The following is a 26603-nucleotide window of genomic DNA, read 5'->3' as shown; positions in this document are numbered from 1 at the left end:
CCCGATCCTGCCACGCCGCACTGACAGTCGGTCCCGGCACGGGCTCGGCCGGCAGCTCCCGGGTCACGGGCAACGGGCGGATGTGACGGCCTTCACTGCCCGGGCCCCGACTCCGCGGATCGACCGCCGAGCCCGCGCAAGCACTGATCCCGCGCTGATCCCGGTCTCGGGCAAGCCCGGCACCCATGCCCGTCGGTGGCACGTGGGAGGATCGGGACCGTACTTGTCACACGCAGTCGAAGGGGAGCGTGCGATGGCGACGAAGCCGCCCAAGGGTGATCCGGTTCAGGACGCGCCGCAGGTCGCGGAGCCGAAGCACGCGGCGGCGGGGCTGCCCGCCATCGGGCACACCCTGCGCATCGCACAGCAGCAGATGGGCGTGAGGCGCACGGCGCTGACCCTGCTGCGCGTGAACCAGAAGGACGGCTTCGACTGCCCGGGCTGCGCCTGGCCGGAGCCGGACCACCGGCACAAGGCGGAGTTCTGCGAGAACGGCGCCAAGGCGGTGGCCGAGGAGGCCACCCTGCGCCGGGTCACCCCCGAGTTCTTCGCCGCGCACTCCGTCGCCGACCTGGCCACCAGGAGCGGCTACTGGCTGGGGCAGCAGGGCCGGCTCACGCACCCCATGCATCTCCCCGAGGGCGCGGAGCACTACGAGCCGGTCAGCTGGGAGCGTGCCTTCGACATCGTCGCCGAGGAGATCGCCGCCCTCGGCTCCCCCGACGAGGCCGTCTTCTACACCTCGGGGCGGACCAGCAACGAGGCCGCGTTCCTCTACCAGCTCTTCGCGCGGGAGCTGGGCACCAACAACCTGCCCGACTGCTCGAACATGTGCCACGAGTCGTCCGGTTCGGCGCTCTCCGAGTCCATCGGCATCGGCAAGGGCAGTGTCCTGCTGGAGGACCTCCACAAGGCCGACCTGATCATCGTCGCGGGGCAGAACCCCGGGACGAACCATCCGCGCATGCTCTCCGCGCTGGAGAAGGCCAAGGCGAACGGCGCGAAGATCATCAGCGTGAACCCGCTGCCCGAGGCCGGTCTGGAGCGGTTCAAGAACCCGCAGACCCCCAAGGGCATGCTCAAGGGCGCCGCCCTCACCGATCTGTTCCTGCAGATCCGCATCGGCGGCGACCAGGCCCTGTTCCGTCTCCTCAACAAGCTGATCCTGGAGACGGAGGGCGCGGTCGACGACACGTTCGTGCGCGAACACACCCACGGTTACGAGGAGTTCGCCGAGGCCGCCCGCGCCGCCGACTGGGACCAGACGCTCGCGGCCACCGGCCTCACGCGCGCGGAGATCGAGCAGGCCCTCGGCATGGTCCTCGCCTCGCAACGGACCATCGTCTGCTGGGCCATGGGCCTCACCCAGCACAAGCACGCCGTCCCGACCATCCGCGAAGTGGTCAACTTCCTCCTCCTGCGCGGCAACATCGGCCGCCCGGGCGCGGGCGTGTGCCCGGTGCGCGGCCACTCCAACGTGCAGGGCGACCGCACGATGGGCATCTTCGAGCGGCCCGCCCCGGCCTTCCTGGACGCGTTGGAGAAGGAGTTCGGGTTCGCGCCGCCGCGCGAGCACGGCTTCGACGTCGTACGGGCGATCCGTGCGCTGCGGGACGGCGAGGCGAAGGTGTTCTTCGCCATGGGCGGCAACTTCGTCTCCGCCTCCCCCGACACGGAGGTGACCGAGGCGGCCATGCGGCGCGCGCGGCTGACCGTGCACGTGTCGACGAAGCTCAATCGCTCCCACGTGGTGACGGGCGCGCGTGCCCTGATCCTGCCGACGCTCGGCCGGACCGAGCGCGATCTGCAGGGCGGCGGCGAGCAGTTCGTGACCGTCGAGGACTCCATGGGCATGGTGCACGCCTCGCGCGGGCGGCTCGCGCCGGCGAGCCCGCGGCTGCTGTCCGAGCCGGCGATCGTGTGCCGGCTGGCGCGCCGGGTGCTCGGCGCGGACAGCAGGGTGTCGTGGGAGGAGTTCGAGAAGGACTACGCGACGATCCGTGACCGCATCGCGCGCGTGATCCCCGGTTTCGAGGACTTCAACGCGCGCGTCGCCCGCCCCGGCGGCTTCGCGCTCCCGCACGCGCCGCGCGACGAGCGCCGCTTCCCGACGGCGACAGGCAAGGCGAACTTCACGGCGGCGCCGGTGGAGTACCCGGAGCTGCCCGAGGGCCGGCTGCTGCTGCAGACGCTGCGCTCGCACGACCAGTACAACACCACGATCTACGGCCTGGACGACCGCTACCGGGGCATCACCAACGGCCGCCGGGTGGTGCTGGTGCACCCCGAGGACGCGCGGGCTCTGGGAGTCGCGGAGGGGTCGTACGTCGACCTGGTGAGCGAGTGGAAGGACGGCGTGGAGCGGCGGGCGCCCGGCTTCCGGGTCGTGCACTACCCGACGGCCCGTGGCTGTGCGGCGGCGTACTACCCGGAGACGAACGTGCTGGTGCCGCTGGACGCCACCGCCGACACCAGCAACACCCCGGCGAGCAAGTCCGTCGTGGTCCGCCTGGAGAACGCGCTGGGCGACCGTCCGGAAGGCCGCCCCGAGGACCGCCCGGAAACCCGTCTGGAACAATCGGCAACCGACTGAGCGTTTGCTCAGCCAGAGACAGGTGTACGACGAACGGAGCCGGGCCCATGGGTGAGCAGCAGCAGGTGAGATTCCCGCAGGAGATCATCGACGAGTACGCCGCGCTCGGCGTCGACCTGCCCGCGCTGTTCTCGGCGGGCCACCTCGGCACGCGGATGGGCGTGCAGATCCTGGAGGCATCGGCGGAGCGGGTCGTCGGCACCATGCCGGTGGAGGGCAACACCCAGCCGTACGGGCTGCTGCACGGAGGCGCGTCCGCGGTGCTGGCGGAGACCCTGGGCTCGGTCGGCTCCATGCTGCACGGCGGCAGCTCGAAGATCGCGGTCGGCGTGGACCTGAACTGCACGCACCACCGGGGTGCCCGCTCGGGCCTGGTGACCGGCGTGGCCACGCCCGTGCACCGGGGCCGGTCGACGGCGACGTACGAGATCGTGATCAGCGACGAGGAGGGCCGCCGGGTGTGCAGCGCCCGGCTCACCTGCCTGCTGCGGGACGTGCGGTCCGGCGACGAGGCGCACGTCCGGCCCGCCGGCGACTGAGCGGGTCCCCGCCGGGCCGTTGCTCCCCGCCGTCCCGACCCTTAGCGTCGGCGCATGGCACGGCATGGGGACCCCCGCCGGGGATCGAGGTTCCTGGCGCTCGGACTGGCACTGCCCGTACTGCTGTCGGCGACCGGCTGCGGCCGGACGGACGGTGCCGGGCCGGGCGCGGGCGCGTCCGGGCCCCCGGCCCACGGCCCGGCCACCGCCTACGCACCGTCGGCGTCCGACGCGGAGCTGTGCGCGAGGATCGTCGCCCACTGGTCGCGCGCGGTGCTCGACAGCGGCACCTACGGCGACTACCAGTCGATGGGCCTGTCCAACGGGCAGTACGAGATCCTGCGGAACGTCGTGGACGCCGCCCGGGCAGCCGAGCGGCGTCAAGGACGCACTGCCGCAGATGAGTTGATCGACCGTCAGTCCCGCCGGGCCTGCGCCGACCGGTACCGGCACGGCACCCCGAGCGGAGGTCCGTGGCGATGAGCGGCATCGGCCCGCTGGAGCCCGGCGAGGGCACGCACGCGTGGGAAACCGTGCCGCACAAGCCCGTTGGCCCACGACGGGCACGTCTCACGGCCCTGTACGCCCGCCACCGCCGCGCCTTCCTCGCCGTCGCCGCGGCTGTGGCCGTCCTCGTCGGCGGCGGCTGTCTCTACGCGACCCGCCCGAAGCAACCGCCACCGCCCGAAGTGCCGTACCCCGCCCAGGTGGTGGCGATGTCGTACCTCCACGGCCGGGCCGCCCCGGCCGGTGCGCCGGCCCGCAGCTTCGGTTTCGACGTGCGGCTGAGCGTCGGCGCGGGTCCGCCGGTGACCGTGACCCGGGTGACACAGCCCTACGCCGGACTCTCGCTGGTCACGGCACCGCGCGTCCCCTTCCGGACAAAGGCAGGATCTCACCGCAAGATCACCATAACGATGCATGTGACGGAATGCGGGAAAGCGCCGAAGGACGCCGGGATGCCTTTCCTGGAAGTAACTCTACGTAATACGCGCGCAATACAGAATCAGAGTTTCATCCTCGGTCCGCGCTACGCCCAGGACCTCTCCAGGGCTCTGAAAGTCGCCTGCAGCAACAGTGTTGCGTAATCACCAAAACCCCTGAGACACCTGATCGGATCAACGTGGGTCCTGCGGGTTCTCACCATGCGGACAGGGCGAATCGGCTTGAATTCCGGCGTTCCCCCCACCGCGTACCGCTCTGCATTACCTCGTGTCATAACAAGAGCGTCACAGCATCGGCCAGACCCTCCTCCACGTTCCCCACACACGCCTAGAGTCACGGCCAGTCACCGCGCCGTCGGATTCTCACTTCGGCCTGGCGCGCGGGCTCGACCGCTTCCACGGGGAAGCGGTCGTTCTGGGGAAAGGACTGATCGTGCGTCAACGTTCGCTCATCGCCATCACCGCCGCGCTGGCGGCGGGAGCACTCACCCTCACCGCCTGCGGCTCGCGCGACAGCGGCGACAAGGGATCCGACTCCGGCAACGGCGGCGGCACCACCGTCGTCATCGGTGTCGACGCCCCGCTGACCGGCGACCTGTCCGCGCTCGGCCTGGGCATCCGGAACTCGGTGGACCTCGCCACCAAGCAGGCCAACAAGAAGAACTACGTCAAGGGCGTCACCTTCAAGATCGAGGCGCTCGACGACCAGGCCCAGCCCTCCTCCGGCCAGACGAACGCCACCAAGTTCGTCGGCGAGAAGGACGTTCTCGGTGTCGTCGGCCCGCTGAACTCCTCCGTCGCCCAGTCGATGCAGAAGGTCTTCGACGACGCCAAGCTGGTCGAGGTCTCCCCGGCCAACACCAGCCCGGACCTGACCCAGGGTCCCGACTGGCGCAAGTCGAAGACGCGCCAGTACAAGTCGTACTTCCGCACCGCGACCACGGACGCCATCCAGGGCCCGTTCGCCGCCCAGTACGTCTACAACAAGGCCAAGAAGACCAAGGCCTTCGTCATCGACGACAAGAAGACCTATGGCGCCGGCCTCGCCGGGACGTTCACCGACGAGTTCAAGAAGCTCGGCGGCAAGATCGTCGGCACCGAGCACATCAACCCCGACACCAAGGACTTCTCCGCGGTCGCCACCAAGGTGAAGAACTCCGGTGCCCAGGTGGTCTACTACGGCGGCGAGTACCCGCAGGCCGGCCCGCTCAGCAAGCAGATCAAGGCCGCCGGCGCCAAGATCCCGCTGGTCGGCGGCGACGGCATCTACGCCGACGACTTCATCAAGCTGGCCGGTGCCTCCGGCAGCGGTGACCTCGCCACCTCGGTCGGTGCTCCGGTCGAGACGCTCGACTCCGCCAAGGAGTTCGTCGGCAACTACAAGGCGGCGGGCTACAAGGAGGCGTACGCGGCGTACGGCGGCTACTCCTACGACTCCGCCTGGTCGATCATCGAGGCCGTCAAGAAGGTCGTCGACGACAACGGCGGCAAGCTGCCGTCCGACGCCCGCGCCAAGATCACCGCGGCCATGCAGAACGTCTCCTTCGACGGTGTGACCGGCAAGGTCTCCTTCGACGAGTACGGTGACGCGACCAACAAGCAGCTCACCGTCTACTCGGTCACCAGCGGGGCCTGGAAGGCCGTGGAGTCCGGCACCTACAACGGCAGCTGACGCACCCACACCCGCATCATCCGAGCCGCGCGGGGCGCTGTTCCACTGGCGCCCCGCGCGGACTCGCATCCGGCTCCATCCGTCGAACTTTCCGAACGTCTCGGAGGACATGCGGTGAACGAACTGCCGCAGCAGCTGGTCAACGGCCTGCTACTAGGATCCATGTACGGGCTGGTCGCCATCGGCTACACAATGGTCTATGGCATTGTCCAGCTCATCAACTTCGCCCACGGCGAGATTTTCATGACCGGCGCGTTCGGCGCGCTCACGGTCTACGCGTACATCCTTCCCGACGGCACCTCCATGTGGGTGGCCCTGCCGCTGATGCTCATCGGCGCCGTCCTCGTGGCCGTCACGGTCGCCGTCGGGGCGGAACGGTTCGCCTACCGTCCCCTGCGCACCGCCCCCCGCCTCGCGCCCCTCATCACCGCCATCGGCCTCTCCCTCGCCCTGCAGCAGGCGGTGTGGGCCTGGTACCCGGGCGCCAAGTCCGCCCGTACCTTCCCGAGCATCCCGGGCGGCCCGTTCGAGATCGGCAGTGTCACCATCCAGACCGGTGACGTCTTCCTGGTCGCCGCGGCGCCGCTCAGCATGGCGATCCTCGCCTACTTCGTGATGCGCACCCGCACCGGACGCGGCATGCAGGCGACCGCGCAGGACCCGGACACCGCCAAGCTGATGGGCGTCAACACCGACCGCATCATCGTGATCGCGTTCGCCCTCGGCGCCGCCTTCGCCGCCGTCGGATCCGTGGCCTACGGCCTGAAGTACGGTCAGATCGACTTCCGCATGGGCTTCATCCTCGGTCTGAAGGCCTTCACCGCGGCCGTCCTCGGCGGTATCGGCAACATCTACGGCGCCATGCTCGGCGGCCTCGTCCTCGGTGTCGCCGAGGCACTGTCCACCGCCTACATCGCCGACATCCCCGGCATGGACAAGTTCGGCAGCCAGTCCTGGGCAGACGTCTGGGCGTTCGTACTCCTCATCCTCGTGCTGCTGTTCAGGCCACAGGGTCTGCTCGGCGAGCGCGTCGCGGACAGGGCGTGACACCGATGACCACACAGACCACCGCATCCGAGACCCCGGAGACCCCGGAGACCGCGAGCGCTCCCGTGGCCGCCCAGTCCGGCCTCATCGGCCTTCCCGCAGCGCTCGGCCGGGCCCTCGCCACCGGCGGCGGCGCCCTGACGATCATCTCCACGTTCCTCGCCTGGACCTGGACCGCCGAGTTCCCCGGCGACCTCACGGTCTACGGCTACCCGGGCGGCCTGCAGGTCCTCGTCCTGATCGGCGGCGTCCTCACCACGCTCCTCGGCCTCGCCTCCTACGGCGTCAAGGGCCTCGGGTGGCTGACCCCGGGCAGCGCCGACAGCGCCCTGAAGACGGCCGCGCTCGGCACCTTCGCCACCGCCTGGTACACCGTCATCGCCATCAGCGTCACGCTGGGCGGCGTGGTGAACCTGGAGCCCGGCGGTTTCGTCGTCGCGATCGCCACGCTGGCCGCCCTGGTCGGTGCGCTGGCCCTGCCGTTCGAGCGGCCGGCCCCGGACCTCGTCGACCCGGACGACAGCGCCTGGGAGCTGTTCCGGCACAACGCCCGCCAGAACTGGAACTCCTTCAAGGCGGCCTTCGCCTCCGAGGCCCCGGCCCCGGGCCGGAAGCTGCCCGCCTACGCCGAGATTCTCGTCATCGTCGCGGCCATGGCGCTCGGCCTGCTGGTCTTCACCTACGGCATCGGCACCGAGTACGACGAGCTGTTCATCGGCTTCCTCCTCACCGCCGGCTTCGGCTTCGGCGCACTCGCCAAGGCCGGGCTCGTGGCCCGGGTCTCGGCGATCACCGCGCGGCACCGCAACATCACCATGACCGGTGCCTTCCTCGCCGCGGCCGCCTTCCCGTTCACCCAGTCCGACGACCAGTACGCGACGATCGGCGTCTACATCCTGATCTTCGCCACCGTCGCCCTCGGCCTGAACATCGTCGTCGGCCTCGCCGGTCTGCTCGACCTCGGTTACGTCGCCTTCCTCGGCGTCGGCGCCTACACCGCGGCCCTGGTCTCCGGTTCGCAGTCCTCGCCGCTGCACGTCAACATGCCGTTCTGGGCCTCGGCGCTGTGCGGTGCGGCCGTCGCCATGGTCTTCGGCGTCCTCATCGGCGCCCCGACCCTGCGACTGCGCGGCGACTACCTCGCCATCGTGACGCTCGGCTTCGGTGAGATCTTCCGCATCACCGTGCTCAACATGGACGGCACCTCGGGCCCGGACGTCACCAACGGCTCCAACGGCATCTCCTCGATCCCGAACCTGAACATCCTCGGCTTCGACTTCGGTCAGGAGCACCAGTTCCTCGGCACCACCGTCGGCCGGTTCGCGAACTACTTCCTGCTGATGCTGCTCATCACGCTCATCGTCGTGGTGGTGTTCCGGCGCAGCAGCGACTCCCGCATCGGCCGCGCCTGGATCGCCATCCGCGAGGACGAGACGGCAGCGCTCGCCATGGGCATCAACGGCTTCCGGGTCAAGCTCATCGCCTTCGCCCTGGGTGCCTGCATGGCCGGACTCGCCGGCTCCGTCCAGGCCCACGTCACCTACACGGTGACCCCGGAGCAGTACCAGTTCGCCCACGTGGTGCCGCCCAACTCGGCCTTCCTGCTGGCCGCGGTGGTGCTCGGCGGCATGGGCACCATCTCCGGTCCGCTGGTCGGCGCCTCGCTGCTGTACCTGATCCCGGCCAAGCTCCAGTTCCTGGGCGACTACCAGCTGTTCGCCTTCGGTGTCGCGCTCGTCCTGCTGATGCGCTTCCGCCCCGAGGGCCTCATCCCCAACCGGCGCCGCCAGCTCGAATTCCACGAAGAGACCGAAGCGCCCGCCGTCCTCAGCAAGGCAGGGGCCTGAACACGATGACCACCGACACCACCACCAAGGACGCCGTACCCGGCGCTTCCGCCCCCGGCGAGGTCGTGCTCGACGCCCGCGGCGTCACGATGCGCTTCGGCGGTCTGACGGCCGTGCGCAACGTCGACCTCACCGTCAACAGCGGCGAGATCGTCGGTCTGATCGGCCCCAACGGCGCCGGCAAGACCACCTTCTTCAACTGCCTGACGGGCCTGTACGTGCCCACCGAGGGCGAGGTCCGCTACAAGGGCAGCGTCCTGCCGCCCAAGTCCTTCAAGGTCACCGCCGCCGGCATCGCCCGCACCTTCCAGAACATCCGTCTGTTCGCCAACATGACGGTCCTGGAGAACGTGCTCGTCGGCCGCCACACCCGCACCAAGGAGGGCCTCTGGTCCGCGCTGCTGCGCGGCCCCGGCTTCCACCGTGCCGAGGCGGCCTCCCGCGCCCGCGCCATGGAACTCCTGGAGTTCGTGGGCCTGGAGGCGAAGGCCGAGCACCTCGCCCGCAACCTCCCCTACGGCGAACAGCGCAAGCTGGAGATCGCCAGGGCGCTGGCCAGCGAGCCCGGCCTGCTGCTCCTGGACGAGCCGACCGCCGGCATGAACCCGCAGGAGACCCGGGCCACCGAGGAACTGGTCTTCGCCATCCGGGACAAGGGCATCGCCGTCCTCGTCATCGAGCACGACATGCGCTTCATCTTCAACCTCTGCGACCGCGTCGCCGTCCTGGTGCAGGGCCAGAAGCTCGTCGAGGGCGACAGCGCGACCGTGCAGGGCGACGAGCGGGTCGTCGCCGCCTACCTCGGCGAGCCCTTCGAGGACGCTCCCGGCGACGATGAGGTCGCCGAGGTCGAGGCGGCCGAGGCGCACGCGGGGACCACGACGGACGCCGGCACCACGACGGACGCCGAGACCACGACGGACGCCGACACCACGTCGGACGCCGCGCCCGGCAAGGAGAACGACCGATGACCGCACTGCTCGAAGTAGAGGACCTGCGGGTCGCCTACGGCAAGATCGAGGCCGTCAAGGGCATCTCCTTCAAGGTCGAGGCCGGCCAGGTGGTCACCCTCATCGGCACCAACGGCGCCGGCAAGACCACCACCCTGCGCACGCTCTCCGGCCTGCTCAAGCCGGTCGGCGGGCAGATCAGGTTCAACGGCAAGTCGCTGAAGAAGGTCCCCGCACACCAGGTGGTCTCGCTGGGACTCGCCCACTCCCCCGAGGGGCGGCACATCTTCCCGCGCATGACCATCGAGGACAACCTGCGCCTCGGTGCGTTCCTGCGCAGCGACAAGCCGGGCATCGAGAAGGACATACAGCGCGCCTACGAGCTCTTCCCCATCCTCGGGGAGCGCAGGAAGCAGGCCGCCGGCACCCTCTCGGGCGGTGAGCAGCAGATGCTGGCGATGGGCAGGGCGCTGATGTCCCAGCCGAAGCTGCTGATGCTGGACGAGCCGTCCATGGGTCTGTCGCCGATCATGATGCAGAAGATCATGGCGACGATCGCCGAGCTGAAGTCCCAGGGCACGACGATCCTGCTGGTCGAGCAGAACGCCCAGGCGGCGCTCTCGCTCGCCGACCAGGGCCATGTCATGGAGGTCGGCAGCATCGTCCTGTCCGGCACCGGTCAGGACCTGCTGCACGACGAGTCCGTGCGCAAGGCCTACCTCGGCGAGGACTGAGGACCGGCCACGACCACGACGAGGCCCGCGCCCTCTTCTCCGGGGCGCGGGCCTCGTCGTACGTCTGCCGGGCGGGTCAGTCCTTCTTCGCGGCCTTCTTCTCCTCGCTGTCCGCGATGACCGCCTCGGCGACCTGCTGCATCGACATCCGGCGGTCCATGGAGGTCTTCTGGATCCAGCGGAAGGCGGCGGGCTCGGTCAGCCCGTACTCGGTCTGCAGGATGGACTTCGCGCGGTCGACCAGCTTGCGGGTCTCCAGCCGCTGGGTCAGGTCGGCGACCTCCTGCTCCAGCTGCTTCAGCTCGGTGAAGCGGGAGACGGCCATCTCGATGGCCGGTACGACGTCGCTCTTGCTGAACGGCTTCACCAGATAGGCCATGGCACCGGCGTCCCGGGCGCGCTCGACGAGGTCGCGCTGCGAGAAGGCGGTGAGCATGAGGACCGGGGCGATGGACTCCTCCGCGATCTTCTCGGCCGCGGAGATGCCGTCGAGCTTGGGCATCTTCACATCGAGGATCACCAGGTCCGGCCTGTGCTCGCGGGCCAGTTCCACGGCCTGCTCGCCGTCCCCGGCCTCGCCGACGACGGTGTACCCCTCCTCCTCGAGCATCTCTTTGAGGTCGAGCCGGATCAGGGCCTCGTCCTCGGCGATGACGACACGGGTCGTCAGCGGAGGCACGTGCGACTTGTCGTCGTCGGGCGCGTCTACGGGCTGGGGCGACTCGGCGGTCACGGGGGCTCCTCGTTCAGGGCAGGGGTACTGCTGACAAGAGCCTACCTAGCTACGGTAAGGTGGACGCGCGGAGGGTCGGGGGAAACCTTGGATTCTGCGAGCCCCGGTAGCCCAATTGGCAGCAGGCAACGGATTCAAAACCCGTACAGTGTCGGTTCGAGTCCGACCCGGGGCACCTTCCTTGGATTTCAAGGTCAGCGTATTTGCGGGGCCCCTCTCGGTTAGGGGCCCTCTGTCGTTCACTTGGGACTGTCGTCCTCGCCGATGTGGTGCACCCGGACCATGTTGGTCGAGCCGGAGACACCGGGCGGTGAACCTGCCGTGATGACCACGACGTCGCCCTTTCGGCAGCGGCCGTACTTCAGCAACAGCTCGTCCACCTGTTCGACCATGGCGTCCGTGGAGCCGACGTGCGGGCCGAGGAAGGTCTCCGCGCCCCAGGTCAGGCTGAGCTGGGAGCGGGTGGCCGGCTCCGGGGTGAAGGCCAGCAGCGGGATCGGCGAGCGGTAGCGGGAGAGCCGGCGGGCGGTATCCCCCGACTGGGTGAACGCCACCAGGAACTTCGCCCCGAGGAAGTCGCCCATCTCGGCGGCGGCCCGGGCGACCGCGCCGCCCTGGGTGCGGGGCTTGTTCCGCTCGGTCAGCGGCGGCAGTCCCTTGGCGAGGATGTCCTCCTCGGCCGCCTCGACGATCTTCGCCATGGTCCGCACGGTCTCGATCGGGTACTTGCCGACGCTGGTCTCGCCGGACAGCATCACCGCGTCGGTGCCGTCGATGACCGCGTTGGCCACGTCCGAGGCCTCGGCGCGGGTCGGGCGGGAGTTGTCGATCATCGAATCGAGCATCTGGGTGGCCACGATGACCGGCTTGGCGTTGCGCCGGGCGAGCTTGATGGCGCGTTTCTGCACGATCGGGACCTGCTCCAGGGGCATCTCCACGCCGAGGTCGCCGCGCGCGACCATGATGCCGTCGAAGGCGGCCACGATGTCGTCGATGTTCTCGACGGCCTGCGGCTTCTCGACCTTGGCGATGACCGGGAGGCGGCGGCCCTCCTCGTCCATGATGCGGTGGACGTCCGCGACGTCCCTGCCGGTGCGGACGAAGGAGAGGGCGACGACGTCGAAGCCGGTGCGCAGCGCCCAGCGCAGGTCGTCCTCGTCCTTCTTGGAGAGGGCGGGCACCGAGACGGCGACGCCGGGGAGGTTCAGACCCTTGTGGTCGGAGACCACACCGCCCTCGACCACCCGGGTGCGGACGCGGGGGCCGTCGACGGCGGTGACCTCCAGGCAGACCTTGCCGTCGTCCACGAGGACGCGCTCGCCGGGGGTGACGTCGGCGGCGAGGCCGGCGTAGGTGGTGCCGCACTGGTGGCGGTCGCCCTCGACGCCCTCCTCGACGGTGATGGTGAAGGAGTCACCGCGTTCAAGGAGTACGGGTCCTTCGGCGAAGCGGCCGAGCCGGATCTTCGGACCTTGAAGGTCGGCCAGGATTCCGACGCTGCGACCGGTTTCGTCGGCCGCCTTTCGCACGCGCTGGTATCGCTCCTCGTGCTCGGCATGAGTGCCGTGGCTGAGGTTGAAACGGGCGACGTCCATTCCCGTCTCGACCAGTGCCTTGATCTGGTCGTACGAGTCCGTGGCGGGCCCCAGAGTACAAACGATCTTTGCTCGGCGCATGATTCGAGCCTAGGCCTTACCCGTCGGTAGAGAATCCGGGCTACGTGACCACTCAACAACCTTTGGGTAAAGGGCTATTGACAAGTGTTGAATTGTGCGGTGACCCGCTCCTATGAGCGAATTTACGGCTGCGCTGTTCGGCCCATTCGGAGCGGCGCCGTCCTGACCGTTCAGAACCGTTCAGATCCGCGGGGGCCGCATAGTGAATTGCGCGCCGACCTGAGCGCTCACGCGCAGTCGCGGGGGTTCGAGATCGAGCGGTTCGGCGGGCTCGTCGACCGCCGCCACGGCCATCCGGCGGGCGCCGCGCTCGAAGGGCGCGCGGCCCGGGTGGGGGCGCTCGGCGCCGGTGTCGGCCAGTTCGATCAGCGCGGCGATCGAGGTGCCCAGAGCCTCGGCGTACTCCCGGGCCCGCTGGAGCGCCTCTTCGACCGCCCGCCGCCGGGCCCGCGCGTGCACCGGCGAGTCCGGCCGCAGGGACCACCAGGGGCCGTCGACCCGGGTCAGCTCCAAGTCGGCCAGACGGGTGGTGAGTTCGCCGAGAACGGTGAAGTCGCTCAGCTCGGCGCCGATATGCACCCGGCCGTGGTAGCTGCGCACGCGCTCGCCCCGGCCGTGCTCGGAGAGTTCCGGAGTCAGGGAGACGGCACCGGTGGACACGTGTTCCACCGCTTCTCCGTAGGACTTGACCAGGTCGAGGGCGGCCGCGTTGCGCCGGGTGAGGTCGTCGAGCGTGGAGCGGCGGTCACGGCCTCGCGCGCTGACCGTGACGCTGATCCGCGCGACCTCGGGCTCGACGTCGAACTCGGCCTCGCCCCGCACCGCGAGGAGGGGGGCGTCGGGGGTGCCGTACGGACCGGCCGGCGGAGAGGTCATACGTCCCACTCTGTCACGTGCATCCCGCTCGGGCGGCCGGAGTTCACGCAATAGGTCACCGGATCGAAACCTCCTGGACCTGTTGCCGTCCGTCATGCACGGGTCAGAATCTACGCGCGTTGTTGACCATTCCCCGAGGAGACCGAGAGATGCCGTTGAACCGCCGGAAGTTCCTGAAGAAGTCCGCCGCCACGGGGGCGGGAGTGGCGATCGCCGGTGCGGCGGCGGCTCCGGCGGCCGAGGCCGCTGAGCCGAAGGGGGCCGGGAAGCACGTGAAGCGCCACTCCCTCACCGTCATGGGCACCACCGACCTGCACGGCCACGTCTTCAACTGGGACTACTTCAAGGACGCGGAGTACTCCGACAAGGCCGGCAACGCGATGGGCCTGGCCCGTATCTCCACCCTGGTCGACCAGGTGCGCGCGGAGAAGGGCCACTGCAACACGCTGCTGCTGGACGCCGGCGACACGATCCAGGGCACCCCTCTGACGTACTACTACGCCAAGGTCGACCCGATCACCGCCAAGGGCGGCCCGGTGCACCCGATGGCGCAGGCGATGAACGCGATCGGGTACGACGCGGCGGCGCTCGGCAACCACGAGTTCAACTACGGCATCGAGACCCTGCGAAAGTTCGAGGACCAGCTCGACTTCCCGCTGCTCGGCGCCAACGCGGTCGACGCCAAGACGCTCAGGCCCGCCTTCCCGCCGTACTTCATCAAGACGTTCCACGTGCCGGGCGCCAAGCCGGTCAAGGTCGCCGTCCTCGGTCTGACCAACCCGGGCATCGCCATCTGGGACAAGGCCTACGTGCAGGGCAGGCTGAAGTTCGAGGGCCTGGAGGAGCAGGCCGCGAAGTGGGTGCCGAGGCTCAAGTCGCTCGGCGCTGACGTGGTCGTGGTCTCGGCCCACTCGGGTACGTCGGGCACGTCGTCGTACGGCGACCAGGTGCCGTACGTGGAGAACGCGGCCGCCAACGTGGCCCGGCAGGTGCCCGGCATCGACGCGGTCCTGGTCGGCCACGCGCACCTGGAGATCCCGGAGCTGAAGGTCACCAACGAGCAGACCGGCAGGACGGTCGTGCTCTCGGAGCCGCTGTGCTACGCCGAACGGCTGACCCTCTTCGACATCGAGCTGGTGTTCAGCAAGGGGAAGTGGGAGGTGGAGTCGGTCTCCGCCTCGCTGCGCAACTCCAACGCCGTCGCCGACGACCCGAAGATCACCAAGCTGCTGAAGGACGAGCACGCGAAGGTCGTCGCGTACGTCAACCAGGTGGTGGGCCGGGCGACCGACACCCTGACCACGGTCGAGGCCCGCTACAAGGACGCCCCGATCATCGACCTGATCACCAAGGTCCAGGAGGACGTGGTCAAGGCCGCGCTGGCGGGCACCGCGTACGCCTCGCTGCCGGTGATCGCGCAGGCCTCGCCGTTCTCCCGCACCTCCGAGATCCCGTCCGGCGACGTGACCATCCGCGACCTCTCGAGCCTGTACGTGTACGACAACACGCTGGTCGCCAAGCTGCTCACGGGCGCGCAGGTGCGGGCGTACCTGGAGTACTCGGCGGAGTACTACGTCCGGACGGCCGCCGACGTGAGCGTCGACGTGGAGAAGCTGACGAACGCGGGCGGCCGTCCGGACTACAACTACGACTACGTCTCGGGCATGTCGTACGACATCGACGTCGCCCAGCCGGCCGGGTCGCGGATCAAGAACCTGACCTACAACGGGGCCGCGCTGGACGACGCCCAGCAGTTCGTGCTCGCGGTGAACAACTACCGCGCCAACGGCGGCGGCGCCTTCCCGCACGTCGCCTCGGCCCAGGAGCTGTGGTCGGAGTCGACGGAGATCCGCACCCGGATCGCGGAGTGGGTCACCGCCAAGGGAGTACTGGACCCGAAGGACTTCGCGTCCGTGGACTGGAAGCTGACCCGCGACGGCACGCCGGTGTTCTAGAGGGCGAGAGGTGACAGGTCGACGGCGCCGGCGATCACCTTCGCGCCGTCGCCGTCGGCGTGACGGCCGTCGCCGCTGCCGCGGTCACCTCTCCTCGACCAGCGGAGTCAGCCGCTGCCCCTGCCGGGCCTGCGGCAGCCGGGCGCCGGGGTCCTCGAGTCCGAAGGTGGTGAAGGCCGTTCGCGTGGGCAGCGGGTACGGCTCCTTCCCGGTAAGGGAGTTGAGGATGGTGGCGCTGCGCCAGGCGGCGAGGCCGAGGTCGGGGGCGCCGACGCCGTGGGTGTGCAGTTCGGCGTTCTGGACGTACACCGACCCGATGACCGACGGGTCGAGGACGAACCGGAACTCCTCGTCGATGCGCGGGCGTTCGCTGCTGTCCCGGCGCAGGTAGGGGTCCAGTCCGGTGAGGATCCGGTCGAGCGGGCGCTCGCGGTAGCCGGTGGCGAGGACGACGGCGTCGGTGGTGAGCCGTGAGCGGCTGCCCTGCTGGAGGTGCTCGAGGTGGAGTTCGACCTTGCTGGTGGCGATGCGGCCGGCGGTGCGGACGCGGACGCCGGGAGTGAGGACGGCGTCGGGCCAGCCGCCGTCCAGGGTGCGCCGGTACAGCTCGTCGTGGATGGCGGCGAGGGTGCCGGCGTCGATGCCCTTGTGCAGCTGCCACTGGGCGGCGATCAGCCGGTCGCGCACGGGCTCGGAGAGACCGTGGAAGTAGCGGGTGTAGTCGGGTGTGAAGTGCTCCAGGCCGAGCTTGGAGTACTCCATCGGCGCGAACGCCTCGGTGCGGCCGATCCAGTGCAGCTTCTCTCGGCCCGTGGGACGGTGGCGCAGCAGGTCGAGGAAGACCTCGGCGCCGGACTGTCCGGAGCCGACGACGGTGACGTGTTCGGCGGCGAGGACGGCGGCGCGGTGGTCGAGGTAGTCCGCGGCGTGGACGACCGGGACGCCGGGTGCCTCGACGAGGGGCTTGAGGGGGTCGGGCACATAGGGGACGGTGCCCACGCCGAGGACGATGTTGCGGGTGTAGGTGCGGCCGAGCGCCTCGGTCCCGCCCTCGGCGTCGAGCCGGCTGAAGTCGACCTCGAAGACGTCGCGTTCCGGGTTCCAGCGGACGGCGTCGACCTGGTGCCGGAAGCGCAGGCCGGGGAGGTTCTGCGAGACCCAGCGGCAGTAGGCGTCGTACTCGGCGCGCTGGATGTGGAAGCGCTCGGCGAAGTAGAAGGGGAACAGCCGCTGATGGGCCCTGAGGTAGGTGAGGAAGCTCCAGGGGCTGGTGGGGTCGGCGAGGGTCACCAGGTCGGCGAGGAAGGGCACCTGGATGGTGGCGCCCTCGATGAGCAGACCGGGGTGCCAGTCGAAGGCGGGGCGCTGTTCGTAGAAGACGGCGTCGAGTTCGGCGAGCGGGTGGGCGAGCGCGGCGAGGGAGAGGTTGCACGGTCCGATGCCGATGCCGACCAGGTCGCGGGGGGACTCCGGCTCGTGGCGTGGGGGGAGGGTCATCTGGGGGTCGTTCCTTCTACGAGTTTGAGGAGCTGGGCCAGTTCGTCCGGCCGGGTGTGGGGGTTGAGGAGGGTGGCCTTGAGCCACAGGCGGCCGTCGAGGCGGGCCCGGCCGAGGACGGCCCGGCCCTCGTGCAGCAGCCCGCGGCGTACGGCGGCCACGGCTTCGTCGTCCGCGTCGGCGGGCCGGAACAGGACCGTGCTGATGACGGGCCGGTCGTACAGCTCGAAGCCGGGGTGGCCCTGGACCAGTGCGGCGAACTCGCGCGCGCGGGCGCAGACCTGATCGACCAGGTCGCCCAGTCCGCCGCGGCCCAGGGTCCTCAGGGTGACGGCGATCTTGAGGATGTCCGGGCGGCGCGTGGTGCGCAGGGAGCGGCCGAGCAGGTCGGGGAGTCCGGCCTCGGTGTCGTCGTCGGCGTTCAGGTAGTCGACGCGCTGGTGCAGGACGGCCACCTCGCGGGGCCGGGCCACGGCGAGCAGGCCGGCGGCGGCCGGCTGCCAGCCGAGCTTGTGCAGGTCGAGGGTGACGGTGTGCGCGGCTTCGATCCCGGCGAGTTTCTCCCGGTGCCGGTCGCTGAAGGCGAGGCCCGAGCCGTAGGCGGCGTCGATGTGCAGGCGGGCGCCGTGGGCGGTGCACAGGCCGGCGATCTCGGGCAGCGGGTCGATGAGCCCGGCGTCGGTGGTGCCGGCGGTGGCGGCGACCAGCAGCGGGCCGGAGAGAGCGGTGAGGGCGGCGTCCAGGGCTGCCGGGTCCAGGGTGCCGCCGGGGGCGGGGACGACGACCGGGTCGGGCAGGCCGAGCAGCCAGGCGGCGCGGGGCAGGGAGTGGTGGGCGTTGGCCCCGCAGACCAGCCGGACGCTGCCGCCGTGGGCCTCGCGGGCGAGCAGCAGGGCGAGCTGGTTGGACTCGGTTCCGCCGGTGGTGACCAGGGCGTCGGCGAGGCCGATCCGGTGGGCGAGGGCGCGGGTGACCTCGGCCTCCAGGGCGGCGGCGGCCGGGGCCTGGTCCCAGGAGTCCAGGGACGGGTTGAGGGCGCTCACGGCGAGGTCGGCGGCGGTGGCGACGGCGAGCGGCGGGCAGTGCAGATGGGCCGCGCACAGCGGGTCGGCCGGGTCGGCGGCGCCCTCGGCCAGGGCGTGCACCAGGGCACGCAGGGCGTCGGGGTCGCCCTCGTCCGGCAGGACGTCCCCGAGGGCGTCGGCGACCCGCGCGGCGACGGCCTCGGGCCCTCCGGCCGGCAGCGGCCCGCCACGGGCCCGGCCGCCGCTTTCGAGAGCGTCCAGGACGGTGTCCAGGAGCGGCCGCAGGGCTCCGGGTCCGTCGGGTCCTGAGGCTAGGGGCGGCATGCTCATGGGCTCTCCTCCGGGGCGCGGGGGCAGGGGGCGACCGTGGGGGGCTTCCGGCTGGTTCGAGGGTTTCTGTACGAGGGCTACGAGGGCTACGAGGGCTACGAGGGGCTACGTGGGTAACGGGGGTTACGGGGGTTACGAGGGATACATGGGTTTCCGTACGTGGTTCGCGAGGGCTGCGGTACCGCGGCTTCTGTACGGGGGCTTCCAGCTTGTACCGGTAGATGGCCGCGCGTCCCGAAAGACCGACGAACGGAACCCGAAAGTGGGTACTGCCGTACGGGGAAAACACGTTGGAACGTTGGAACGGGCAGTGGCCCGCGGCTAACGTCGGTCGGATGGTTGACGCGTGGATGATCGACGTGCCCGGTGAGCGGGTGGTGGTGCGCGAGCCCGGTCCCGCCGACGAGGTGCCGCTGCTGACGCTGTTCGACGAGTGCGAGGACTGGTTCGTGGCGGCGACGGGGCTGCCGTCGGGGCCGGGCGACGTGCAGAGCCTGTTCTACTCGCTGCCGGAGGGCGCGAGCCCCGAGGACAAGGTTCTCCTGGTGCTGGAACGGGACGGCGTGGTCGCGGGACTGGTGGATGCCGTACGGGACCATCCGGAGCCGGGCGCGGTGGCGGTGGGCGTGTTCCTGCTGGCGCCCTGGGTGCGGGGCCGGGGCCTCGGCCGTGCGCTGGCCGAGGCCCTGCTGACCCGCGGTGAGGCGGTGTCCCTGGTCACGGCGACGGTCCCGGCCGGCTGGCGCTGCGGCGAGCGCTTCCTGGAGCGGCTCGGCTTCACCCTGCACGCCCCTGCGCCCACCGCGGCCGAGGTGGGCAACCGGCGTGCGGGACCGCGCGGGGCGGAGGTACGGCGGGCCGAGCTGCGCCTGCGGCGCCGTTAGGGACCTGCCGGAGGTCCTCGGCGCGCGGCGGCCGCTCGGCCCGCCGTGGGCTGTGCGGGGTTCCCGGTCCTACTCCCCCCGTACCCGCAGCGCCCGGGCCAGGTCGTCCAGTTCGTCGACCAGCCTGCGGCGCAGGGCGACGTTCGGGTCGGCCTCGCGCAGGCAGGCCTCGCCCAGGGCGAGGTTCTCGGCGTCGACGGCGTGGTACGGGAACGCCCAGCGGCCGGCGGCGGTCGCGATGGCCGGGCCGCGGCGGGCGGCCACCGCGACCGCGTCCTGGTAGTAGCGCGGCACGTACTCCCGTACCAGGTCGGCCTGTTCGGGCTGCCAGAAGCCCCGCGCGGTGGCCGTGAACAGGTAGTTGGAGAGGTCGTCCGTGGCGAACATCGCCTCCCAGGCGGCGCGCTTGGCCTCGGGGTCGGGCAGGGCGGCACGGCAGGCCGCGGCGCCCTCCTGGCCGGTGGCGGACGGGTCGCGCTCCAGCTCGGCGGCGATGGCGGCCTCGTCGGTGGCGCCGAGCACGGCGAGCCGGCCGAGGATGCGCCAGCGCAGCTCGGGGTCGAGTTCCGGCCCGCCGGGCACCGTGCCGTCGGCGAACCAGGCGGCGATGGTGTCGGGGTGTGCGGCGACGTCGATGAAGTGCCGTACGGCGATCAGGCGCAGGCCGGGGTTGTCGCCGTCCTCGGTGCGGCGCAGCAGGTCGCGGCAGAGGGAGCCGAGGGTGGCGAGGGCGGCCGGGCGGTCCTCGGGCTTCAGGTAGCGGTCGGCCACGTGGCCGGAGGCGAACGCCAGGACACCCTGCACCAGGGCCAGGTCGGTCTCCAGCGGGAGGTGGGCGCGGGCCGTCTCCAGGTAGGCGGCGGCCGGGAGTTCGCCGTCGCGGACGGCGTCCCGGAGGGCGTTCCACACCACCGCGCGGGTGAGCGGGTCGGGCAGTCCGGCCAGGCCCGTGCGGAGCGCGTCGAACGACTCGGTGTCGAAGCGGATCTTGGCGTAGGTCAGGTCGCCGTCGTTGAGCAGCACCAGCGCGGGACGCTTGCCGATCGGCTGCGGGGCGGCCTGCGGGACGTCGAGGCCGATGTGCTCGCGCAGGGTCAGGCGGCCCTCGTCGGTGAGGTCACGGTCGTACAGGCCGACGGTGACGCGGTGCGGGCGGCTGCCCGCGCGGTCGACGGTCAGGGCGCAGGTGCCCTCGGCGGACTCGATCGCAGGGGTGAGGGTGTCGACGCCGGTGGTGCGCAGCCAGGCGTCCGCCCAGGCGTGCACGTCGCGCTCGGTGGCCGCCGCGAGGGAGTCGATGAAGTCGGCGAGGGTGGCGTTGGCGAACCGGTGCCGCTTGATGTGGATGTTGATACCGGCGAGGAAGTCCTTCTCGCCGAGCCAGGCCACCAGCTGGCGCAGCGCGGAGGCGCCCTTGGCGTAGGAGATGCCGTCGAAGTTGAGCAGGGCGGCGGCGGTGTCGTCGACCGCCTCGGGTGCGACCGGGTGGGTGGAGGGGCGCTGGTCGGCGTCGTAGCCCCAGGCCTTGCGGGCGACTCCGAAGTCGATCCAGGTGTCGGTGAAGCGGGTGGCCTCCGCGGTGGTCTGGTAGCCCATGTACTCGGCGAAGGACTCGTTCAGCCAGATGTCGTCCCACCACTTGAGGGTGACGAGGTCGCCGAACCACATGTGGGCCATCTCGTGCGCGATGACCATGGCGCGGGTCTGCCGCTCGGTGTCGGTGACGGCGGAGCGGTAGACGAACTCGTCACGGAAGGTGACCAGGCCCGGGTTCTCCATGGCGCCGGCGTTGAACTCGGGGACGAACGCCTGGTCGTAGGAGTCGAAAGGGTAGGGCTCCTCGAACTTCTCGTGGTAGCGGTCGAAGCACGCGCGCGTGACCTCGAGGATCTCGTCGGCGTCGGCGTCGAGGTGCGGCGCGAGGGAGCGGCGGCAGTGGATGCCGAAGGGCAGGCCGCGGTGCTCGGTGCGCACCGAGTGCCAGGGGCCCGCGGCGACGGCCACGAGATACGTGGAGATCAGCGGGGTCGGGGCGGCCCGCCAGCGGCCCCCGCCGACGTGCTCGGTGACGCCGTTGGCGAGGACGGTCCAGCCCTCGGGCGCGGTGACGGTGAGCTCGAAGACCGCCTTGAGGTCGGGCTGGTCGAAGGCGGGGAAGACACGCTGGACGTCGTCCAGGAACAGCTGCGTGTAGACGTACGTCTCGCCGTCGGTGGGGTCGGTGAAGCGGTGCATGCCCTCGCCGGTGCGGGAGTAGGGCATGGCCGCGTCGAGGCGCAGTTCGTGCTCGCCCGCGGTGAGGTTCCGCAGCGGCAGCCGGTCCTCGTGCAGGGACTCGGGGTCGAGGGGCTGTCCGTCGAGCGTGACGGCGCGCAGCTCGGCCGGCTTCAGCTCGACAAACGTGTCCCCGGCGGTCCGCGCGGTGAACCTGATCACGGTGCGGGAGTCGAAGGTCTCGTCCCCCGTGGTCAGGTCGAGCTCGACCGTGTAGCGGTGGACGTCGAGGAACTGTGCTCGGAGCTGCGCTTCGTCGCGCGTGATGACGGACATGCAGCCATGCTGCCTGATCGGACCGACAGCGCACAGGGGTGGATCAGTACACGTATTTTGTCCGGGTCCGGTGTCCCGGCCCGGTCAGTCGGCCGAGGCGGGCTGCCCGTTGGCGGTGTCCTCGGCGATGGACTCGTGGTGCCGGATCACCTCGGCGATGATGAAGTTCAGGAACTTCTCGGCGAACGCCGGATCGAGCTTGGCGTTCTCGGCGAGGCGGCGCAGCCGCTCGATCTGCCGCGCCTCGCGGGCCGGGTCGGCGGGCGGCAGCTGGTGCACCGCCTTGAGCCGGCCGACCTGCTGGGTGCACTTGAAGCGCTCGGCGAGCATGTGGACGACTGCCGCGTCGATGTTGTCGATGCTCTCGCGCAACCGCTCCAGCTCCTGGCGGACCGCGGGGTCGACGTCACCGGTACCGGTGTTGCTGATGGTCATGGGCGTCAACCCTAAGGGGCGCGGTACCGCACGATCACCGGTTGATCAGCATGCGGTCAGTCGCCGATCGTCGGAGGATCGTCCGGGTCCGGGATCCGGTCGCTCCAACCGCCGGGGACACTGCGGCCCTGCTGGGCGCGGAAGCGGACGGGCGCGAGTCCGACCCGGCGGGTGAAGAGGCGGGAGAAGTAGGCGGGGTCGTCGTAGCCGACGCGGCGGGCGACTGCGGCGACGGGCAGTTCGGTGGCGGCGAGCAGCTCCTTGGCGCGGCCCAGGCGGATGCCGAGGAGGTAGTCCTTGGGGCTGCATCCCGCGGCCCGGCGGACGGCGCTGCGCAGCTCGGCCGGGCTCATGCCGTGCCGGGCGGCGTGGTCGGCGACGCTCATCGGTCTGCAGGCGTCCCGGGCCAGAGCCTCGAGCACCTCGTCGCCGTCGGGAGCGAGGTCGGCGCGGGCCCGGCGCAGGGCGACGAGCAGCTCGTGGACGGCGGCGGCGGTCTCGACCTCCAGCAGGGGGTTGCCGCGGCGAGCGGCGCGGGCGACGCGTGCGACGACCGCCCGGGGCCCGGACGCGTCCGAGAGCGGGACGACGGGCCGCTCCGGCTCGATGTAGCCGAGCTCCGTGTAGGTCGCGGTGGCGGGCCCGGCGAAGTCCACGAAGCCCTCGTCCCAGCCGGTGTCCGGATCGGGCGCGTAGTGGTGCGGCACTCCGGGGGTGAGCCACAGCAGCGCGGGCGCGGTGACGCTCGTACGGCGGCCGTCGGCGCCCCGGTACCAGCCGCCGCCGGTGCTGATCACCACGGCCACGTGGTGGTCGAGGGTGCGGGGGCCGACCGTGGGCAGCGCGCCGTGCTGGAGGCCGACGCCGAGGCAGACCAGGCCGAGGCGGTGGTGGGCGGGACCGGGGCTGAAGAACCGCATCCAGGTGTGGTAAATCGGCGCTCCTCCCGGCGTCGGCGACGGCGGACTTTTGTCCAAACAGCGCCGATCTTCGTCCATGGCGCGGCGCGCCGCCAGAGGCGAGGCTGGGGCGCATGAGCGAGTTCACAGTGGGGGAATCCGACTTCCTGCTGGACGGGCGGCCGGTGCGGCTGCTGTCCGGTGCGCTGCACTACTTCCGGGTGCACGAGGGGCACTGGCGGCACCGGCTGGAGACGCTGCGGGCGATGGGTCTCAACTGCGTGGAGACGTACGTCCCGTGGAACCTGCACCAGCCCGGTGCCGGCACCTTCCGGGACGTGCGGGCGGTCGGCCGGTTCCTGGACGCCGTCCGCGAGGCGGGCCTGTGGGCGATCGTGCGGCCTGGGCCCTACATCTGCGCCGAGTGGGAGAACGGCGGGCTGCCGCACTGGGTGACGGGCGAGCCGGGCACGCGCGCGCGTACCCGTGACGAGCGCTTCCTGTTCCACGTACGGAACTGGTTCCACCATCTGATGCACGAGATCGTGCCCCGGCAGATCGACCGCGGCGGCCCCGTGATCATGGTGCAGGTCGAGAACGAGTACGGCAGCTACGGCTCGGACGCGGACTATCTCGGACAGCTCGCCGAGCTGCTGCGGATCAAGGGGGTCACGGTCCCGCTGTTCACCTCGGACGGCCCCGAGGACCACATGCTCACCGGCGGCTCGCTGCCCGGGGTGCTCGCCACGGTGAACTTCGGCTCCGACGCGCGCGCGGCCTTCGAGACACTGCGCCGGCACCGTCCCGGGGGGCCGCTGATGTGCATGGAGTTCTGGTGCGGCTGGTTCGACCACTGGGGCGGCGAACACGTCGTACGGGATCCCGGGGAGGCGGCGGGAGCACTGCGGGAGATCCTGGAGTGCGGTGCCTCCGTGAACCTGTACATGGCGCACGGCGGCACGAGTTTCGCGGGCTGGGCGGGCGCCAACCGGGGCGGCGGCGAGCTGCACGAGGGCCCGCTGGAGCCGGACGTGACCTCGTACGACTACGACGCGCCGGTCGACGAGTACGGGCGCCCCACGGAGAAGTACTGGCGCTTCCGCGAGGTGCTGGCCGAGTACGGACCCGATCCCCTGCCCGAAGTGCCGCCGTCACCAGCGGCGTTGGGTTCTCCAACGGAGGTGTCGCTCACCGGATGGGCCGGTTCGGACGATGTGCTCGACGCGCTCGGCGGCGCGGAGAGCGTGACGCCCGTGCCGCCGACGTTCGAGGAACTCGGCGTCGGCCGGGGCCTCGTGCGCTACCAGGTGGAGGTGCCCGGGCCGCGGCAGCCGTACCCGCTCACCGCGCGCGGGCTCCGGGATCTCGCGGTGGTGTACGTCGACGGCGAGCGGGCCGGAGTGCTCACCGAGGACGAGCCCCGGCTGAAGGAGCCCGTCGCGGGCCCCGCGCGCGTGGAGCTGTGGGTGGAGTCCCTGGGGAGGGTCAACTACGGGCCGCGCTCCGGGGAGCCGAAGGGCGTCACCGGGGGCGTCCTGCACGAGCGGCAGTATCTGCACGGTGTACGCGCGCGTGGGCTCGATCTGGACGCCTTCGCCGACGGCGTGGAGGCGGTGCCCTTCGCCGCGCCGTCCGCGGAGGGGGCGGCGGGGCTGTACCGGGGCACCGTCACGGTCCGCGGGGGCGGGGACGCCCGGCTGGAACTGCCGGGCTGGACCCGGGGCTTCGTCTGGGTCAACGGCTTCAACCTGGGCCGCTACTGGTCCGTGGGGCCGCAGCGGTCCCTGTACGTCCCCGGTCCGGTGCTGCGGGAGGGCGCGAACGAGGTGTGGGTGCTGGAGCTGCAGGAGGCGGGCCCGGGGCCGCGCGCTCCCCGGCTGCTGCCGGTCTGAGCCGGAGGGGAACCACGACCGGCGAAAATCCGGTCACGCCCGCATAGAGTGGAAAGGAGTTCCGGGCGTCTTTGGGGGTCGGACGTGGCGAACGGCGGACCGGTCGAGCACGGCTACCCGCACCTGGAGACGGTGCGGGCCGCCGTCACCGCGCTGTACAAGCGGCTGTCCTACGACACCGTCCAGACCTTCTCGGCCAGCGTGGCCCCCGCCGACGTGGCCTTCTGCGACACGGACGACCTGCATCTGGGCGCGCAGCGCGTGGCCCGCGAGATCGTACGGCACTTCCGGCTGCCGGACGCCCGGCTGATCGTCGGCTTCCGGGAGATGACCCACGCGGCCAACGTGGAACTGGCGGCGGGCCCCGAGTACTTCGTCGAGCTGAACGACCGCTTCCGCACCCACCGCAGGGACATCGGTGCGGCGCTCGCCCACGAGGTCACCCACGTCTACCTGCACCGCCTCGACCTCGCTTTCCCCACCACGGCGGAGAACGAGATCCTGACGGACACGGTGGCGACCTACCTCGGCGCGGGCTGGCTGCTGCTGGACGCCTTCCGCGAGGACGGTGTCTCCTCCCAGAAGCTCGGCTATCTCACCCCGGAGGAGTTCGGTTACGTCCTCGCCAAACGCTCCCTGCTCTTCCACGAGGATCCCTCCGTGTGGTTCACCAGCCCGCAGGCCTACACGGCCTACGCCAAGGGCATGGACCGGGCCCGCCGGGACGAGCAGCAGCCGCCGCTGACCGCGGCCGGCTGGGCGGGCCGCCGCCGCTACGCCCACGACCGACGCCATGCCGCCGGCGTCCAGCCGACGGCCCCCTACGCCTTCACCCCCGACCCCGCCGGCCACCTGCGCGTCTCCTTCCCCTGCCCGACCTGCCACCAGCGGATCAGGGTGCCGGTACGGGGGCGGGTCCGGGCGCGGTGCGGGTTGTGCAGGACGGTGCTGGAGTGTGACACCTAGGGTCAAGGCCTGGCCAGGGGCTCCGCCCCCAGACCCCCGCTGTCGTCATGAGCGGGCGCCGGCGTGCGGTCGTCGCCCGCCCGGCCGGCTGTACCCCGCTGGGGCCTTTCTTTCGGATCAGGCCGGCTCGAAGCGGCGTCGCCTTCTGTCCGACCTGAACTGGGTCGGGTGCGTGCAGCTGCAAGGCGGAGGAGTGCGTCGACGCGATGGGGGTGCCCCCGCGCGAGCGAAGCCGAGCGTGGGGGAGTCGGCAACCGACGACAACGCGGCGGATGCGCGTGCCAGACCCCGCGACCCCGGCAGGATCCGCAAGAGAGGCCCTAGTGTGATGCGCCAGAATTTCTGAGGGTTAGTTGGTACCTTTATTTTCATGGCGCATCGGGGTCCTGCTGCTGTTGAGATCGTTCTTTCCGAGGACGAGCGGGTCGAGCTTGTGCGCCGGGCGGGGCTGCCGGACCGGCGTACGGCTGAGCGAGCTCGGATCATCCTGGCGTGTGCTGACGGGATGTCGAATGCTGGTGCTGCTCAGGCGGTCGGGGCCGGCGTGAAGACGGTCCGC

General features: G+C 70.8%; 22 protein-coding genes and 1 tRNA gene. 14 read left to right on the top strand and 9 right to left on the bottom strand.

The window, feature by feature from the left end; all coding sequences use genetic code 11:
- Nucleotides 1–253 precede the first annotated feature (253 nt).
- The 9 genes from AC07CM_RS20405 (at nt 254) to AC07CM_RS20365 (ending at nt 10326) form a co-directional block, all read left to right on the top strand.
- Nucleotides 254–2593, top strand: a complete 2340-nt coding sequence (locus AC07CM_RS20405) for an FdhF/YdeP family oxidoreductase (RefSeq protein WP_478877819.1) — start codon at nt 254–256, stop codon at nt 2591–2593.
- 47 nt (nt 2594–2640) lie between these two features.
- Nucleotides 2641–3132, top strand: coding sequence for a PaaI family thioesterase (locus AC07CM_RS20400; RefSeq protein ID WP_478877818.1), 492 nt, complete (start codon nt 2641–2643; stop codon nt 3130–3132).
- 54 nt (nt 3133–3186) lie between these two features.
- Complete coding sequence (locus AC07CM_RS20395) at nt 3187–3615, top strand: hypothetical protein (RefSeq protein WP_478877817.1); 429 nt, start codon at nt 3187–3189, stop codon at nt 3613–3615.
- On the top strand, nt 3612–4220 hold the full coding sequence (locus AC07CM_RS20390; protein WP_478877816.1) for a Tat pathway signal sequence domain protein: 609 nt from the start codon (nt 3612–3614) through the stop codon (nt 4218–4220). The genes AC07CM_RS20395 and AC07CM_RS20390 overlap by 4 nt, the downstream gene beginning before the upstream one ends.
- 289 nt (nt 4221–4509) lie before the next feature.
- Nucleotides 4510–5748, top strand: a complete 1239-nt coding sequence (locus AC07CM_RS20385; protein WP_478877815.1) for a branched-chain amino acid ABC transporter substrate-binding protein — start codon at nt 4510–4512, stop codon at nt 5746–5748.
- A gap of 114 nt (nt 5749–5862) precedes the next feature.
- Nucleotides 5863–6795, top strand: a complete 933-nt coding sequence (locus AC07CM_RS20380; RefSeq protein WP_478877814.1) for a branched-chain amino acid ABC transporter permease — start codon at nt 5863–5865, stop codon at nt 6793–6795.
- Between the two features lie 5 nt (nt 6796–6800).
- Complete coding sequence (locus tag AC07CM_RS20375) at nt 6801–8642, top strand: branched-chain amino acid ABC transporter permease (protein WP_478877813.1); 1842 nt, start codon at nt 6801–6803, stop codon at nt 8640–8642.
- A gap of 5 nt (nt 8643–8647) precedes the next feature.
- Nucleotides 8648–9613, top strand: coding sequence for an ABC transporter ATP-binding protein (locus AC07CM_RS20370; protein ID WP_478877812.1), 966 nt, complete (start codon nt 8648–8650; stop codon nt 9611–9613).
- On the top strand, nt 9610–10326 hold the full coding sequence (locus tag AC07CM_RS20365) for an ABC transporter ATP-binding protein (protein ID WP_451351538.1): 717 nt from the start codon (nt 9610–9612) through the stop codon (nt 10324–10326). Before AC07CM_RS20370 ends, AC07CM_RS20365 begins: the two co-directional genes overlap by 4 nt.
- Nucleotides 10327–10402: 76 nt before the next feature.
- Here AC07CM_RS20365 and AC07CM_RS20360 read toward each other — a convergent pair whose 3' ends face one another.
- Complete coding sequence (locus AC07CM_RS20360; protein WP_478877811.1) at nt 10403–11059, bottom strand: ANTAR domain-containing response regulator; 657 nt, start codon at nt 11057–11059, stop codon at nt 10403–10405.
- Nucleotides 11060–11159: 100 nt separating this feature from the next.
- Between AC07CM_RS20360 and AC07CM_RS20355 the strand changes: the two genes are divergently transcribed.
- Nucleotides 11160–11234, top strand: a tRNA-Leu gene (locus tag AC07CM_RS20355).
- 64 nt (nt 11235–11298) lie between these two features.
- On the opposite strand, the gene pyk is transcribed toward AC07CM_RS20355, so the two are convergent.
- Both pyk and AC07CM_RS20345 read right to left on the bottom strand, forming a co-directional pair.
- Nucleotides 11299–12735 (bottom strand): pyruvate kinase, encoded by a 1437-nt coding sequence (gene pyk, locus AC07CM_RS20350; RefSeq protein WP_478877810.1) that lies wholly within the window; start codon nt 12733–12735, stop codon nt 11299–11301.
- A gap of 180 nt (nt 12736–12915) precedes the next feature.
- Nucleotides 12916–13611 (bottom strand): SIMPL domain-containing protein, encoded by a 696-nt coding sequence (locus AC07CM_RS20345; protein ID WP_478877809.1) that lies wholly within the window; start codon nt 13609–13611, stop codon nt 12916–12918.
- Nucleotides 13612–13760: 149 nt separating this feature from the next.
- Here AC07CM_RS20345 and AC07CM_RS20340 point away from each other — a divergent pair, with 149 nt between their 5' ends.
- The gene (locus AC07CM_RS20340) at nt 13761–15566 is read left to right on the top strand and encodes a bifunctional metallophosphatase/5'-nucleotidase (protein WP_478877808.1); all 1806 of its coding nucleotides are present in this window, start codon (nt 13761–13763) and stop codon (nt 15564–15566) included.
- Between the two features lie 84 nt (nt 15567–15650).
- On the opposite strand, the gene AC07CM_RS20335 is transcribed toward AC07CM_RS20340, so the two are convergent.
- Both AC07CM_RS20335 and AC07CM_RS20330 read right to left on the bottom strand, forming a co-directional pair.
- Nucleotides 15651–17063 carry a lysine N(6)-hydroxylase/L-ornithine N(5)-oxygenase family protein gene (locus AC07CM_RS20335; RefSeq protein ID WP_478877807.1) on the bottom strand — a complete coding sequence of 471 codons (1413 nt, stop codon included), beginning with the start codon at nt 17061–17063 and terminating at the stop codon, nt 15651–15653.
- On the bottom strand, nt 17060–18418 hold the full coding sequence (locus AC07CM_RS20330) for a pyridoxal phosphate-dependent decarboxylase family protein (RefSeq protein ID WP_478877806.1): 1359 nt from the start codon (nt 18416–18418) through the stop codon (nt 17060–17062). Before AC07CM_RS20330 ends, AC07CM_RS20335 begins: the two co-directional genes overlap by 4 nt.
- 335 nt (nt 18419–18753) lie before the next feature.
- Here AC07CM_RS20330 and AC07CM_RS20325 point away from each other — a divergent pair, with 335 nt between their 5' ends.
- Nucleotides 18754–19302, top strand: coding sequence for a GNAT family N-acetyltransferase (locus AC07CM_RS20325; RefSeq protein WP_478877805.1), 549 nt, complete (start codon nt 18754–18756; stop codon nt 19300–19302).
- A gap of 69 nt (nt 19303–19371) precedes the next feature.
- Here the strand turns inward: AC07CM_RS20325 and pepN are convergent, their stop codons facing one another.
- From pepN to AC07CM_RS20310, 3 genes are all read right to left on the bottom strand, one after another.
- A complete protein-coding gene (gene pepN, locus AC07CM_RS20320; protein ID WP_478877804.1) occupies nt 19372–21852 on the bottom strand; it encodes an aminopeptidase N in 2481 nt (826 codons plus the stop codon).
- An 84-nt stretch (nt 21853–21936) separates the two neighbouring features.
- Nucleotides 21937–22287 carry a chorismate mutase gene (locus tag AC07CM_RS20315; protein ID WP_478877803.1) on the bottom strand — a complete coding sequence of 117 codons (351 nt, stop codon included), beginning with the start codon at nt 22285–22287 and terminating at the stop codon, nt 21937–21939.
- 56 nt (nt 22288–22343) lie between these two features.
- The gene (locus AC07CM_RS20310; protein WP_478878059.1) at nt 22344–23222 is read right to left on the bottom strand and encodes a helix-turn-helix domain-containing protein; all 879 of its coding nucleotides are present in this window, start codon (nt 23220–23222) and stop codon (nt 22344–22346) included.
- Nucleotides 23223–23320: 98 nt separating this feature from the next.
- Between AC07CM_RS20310 and AC07CM_RS20305 the strand changes: the two genes are divergently transcribed.
- Together AC07CM_RS20305 and AC07CM_RS20300 are read left to right on the top strand one after the other, a co-directional pair.
- Nucleotides 23321–25078, top strand: a complete 1758-nt coding sequence (locus AC07CM_RS20305; RefSeq protein ID WP_478877802.1) for a glycoside hydrolase family 35 protein — start codon at nt 23321–23323, stop codon at nt 25076–25078.
- A gap of 84 nt (nt 25079–25162) precedes the next feature.
- Nucleotides 25163–26044 carry a hypothetical protein gene (locus tag AC07CM_RS20300; RefSeq protein WP_478877801.1) on the top strand — a complete coding sequence of 294 codons (882 nt, stop codon included), beginning with the start codon at nt 25163–25165 and terminating at the stop codon, nt 26042–26044.
- A gap of 349 nt (nt 26045–26393) precedes the next feature.
- Here AC07CM_RS20300 and AC07CM_RS20295 read toward each other — a convergent pair.
- A partial coding sequence (locus AC07CM_RS20295) for a hypothetical protein (protein ID WP_478877800.1) occupies nt 26394–26603 on the bottom strand: 210 nt, incomplete at its 5' end.

It is taken from the genome of Streptomyces sp. NPDC044061 (assembly GCF_056434305.1).
This window is presented reverse-complemented; position numbering and strand designations above follow the sequence as displayed.

What these genes read in the sequence shown, in the direction of transcription:
- AC07CM_RS20405 (WP_478877819.1), top strand. Translation starts at nt 254, where the DNA reads ATGGCGACGAAGCCGCCCAAGGGTGATCCGGTTCAGGACGCGCCGCAG.
- AC07CM_RS20400 (WP_478877818.1), top strand. Translation starts at nt 2,641, where the DNA reads ATGGGTGAGCAGCAGCAGGTGAGATTCCCGCAGGAGATCATCGACGAG.
- AC07CM_RS20395 (WP_478877817.1), top strand. Translation starts at nt 3,187, where the DNA reads ATGGCACGGCATGGGGACCCCCGCCGGGGATCGAGGTTCCTGGCGCTC.
- AC07CM_RS20390 (WP_478877816.1), top strand. Translation starts at nt 3,612, where the DNA reads ATGAGCGGCATCGGCCCGCTGGAGCCCGGCGAGGGCACGCACGCGTGG.
- AC07CM_RS20375 (WP_478877813.1), top strand. Translation starts at nt 6,801, where the DNA reads ATGACCACACAGACCACCGCATCCGAGACCCCGGAGACCCCGGAGACC.
- AC07CM_RS20370 (WP_478877812.1), top strand. Translation starts at nt 8,648, where the DNA reads ATGACCACCGACACCACCACCAAGGACGCCGTACCCGGCGCTTCCGCC.
- AC07CM_RS20365 (WP_451351538.1), top strand. Translation starts at nt 9,610, where the DNA reads ATGACCGCACTGCTCGAAGTAGAGGACCTGCGGGTCGCCTACGGCAAG.
- pyk (WP_478877810.1), bottom strand. Translation starts at nt 12,735, where the DNA reads ATGCGCCGAGCAAAGATCGTTTGTACTCTGGGGCCCGCCACGGACTCG.
- AC07CM_RS20345 (WP_478877809.1), bottom strand. Translation starts at nt 13,611, where the DNA reads ATGACCTCTCCGCCGGCCGGTCCGTACGGCACCCCCGACGCCCCCCTC.
- AC07CM_RS20340 (WP_478877808.1), top strand. Translation starts at nt 13,761, where the DNA reads ATGCCGTTGAACCGCCGGAAGTTCCTGAAGAAGTCCGCCGCCACGGGG.
- AC07CM_RS20335 (WP_478877807.1), bottom strand. Translation starts at nt 17,063, where the DNA reads ATGACCCTCCCCCCACGCCACGAGCCGGAGTCCCCCCGCGACCTGGTC.
- AC07CM_RS20330 (WP_478877806.1), bottom strand. Translation starts at nt 18,418, where the DNA reads ATGAGCATGCCGCCCCTAGCCTCAGGACCCGACGGACCCGGAGCCCTG.
- AC07CM_RS20325 (WP_478877805.1), top strand. Translation starts at nt 18,754, where the DNA reads ATGGTTGACGCGTGGATGATCGACGTGCCCGGTGAGCGGGTGGTGGTG.
- pepN (WP_478877804.1), bottom strand. Translation starts at nt 21,852, where the DNA reads ATGTCCGTCATCACGCGCGACGAAGCGCAGCTCCGAGCACAGTTCCTC.
- AC07CM_RS20315 (WP_478877803.1), bottom strand. Translation starts at nt 22,287, where the DNA reads ATGACCATCAGCAACACCGGTACCGGTGACGTCGACCCCGCGGTCCGC.
- AC07CM_RS20305 (WP_478877802.1), top strand. Translation starts at nt 23,321, where the DNA reads ATGAGCGAGTTCACAGTGGGGGAATCCGACTTCCTGCTGGACGGGCGG.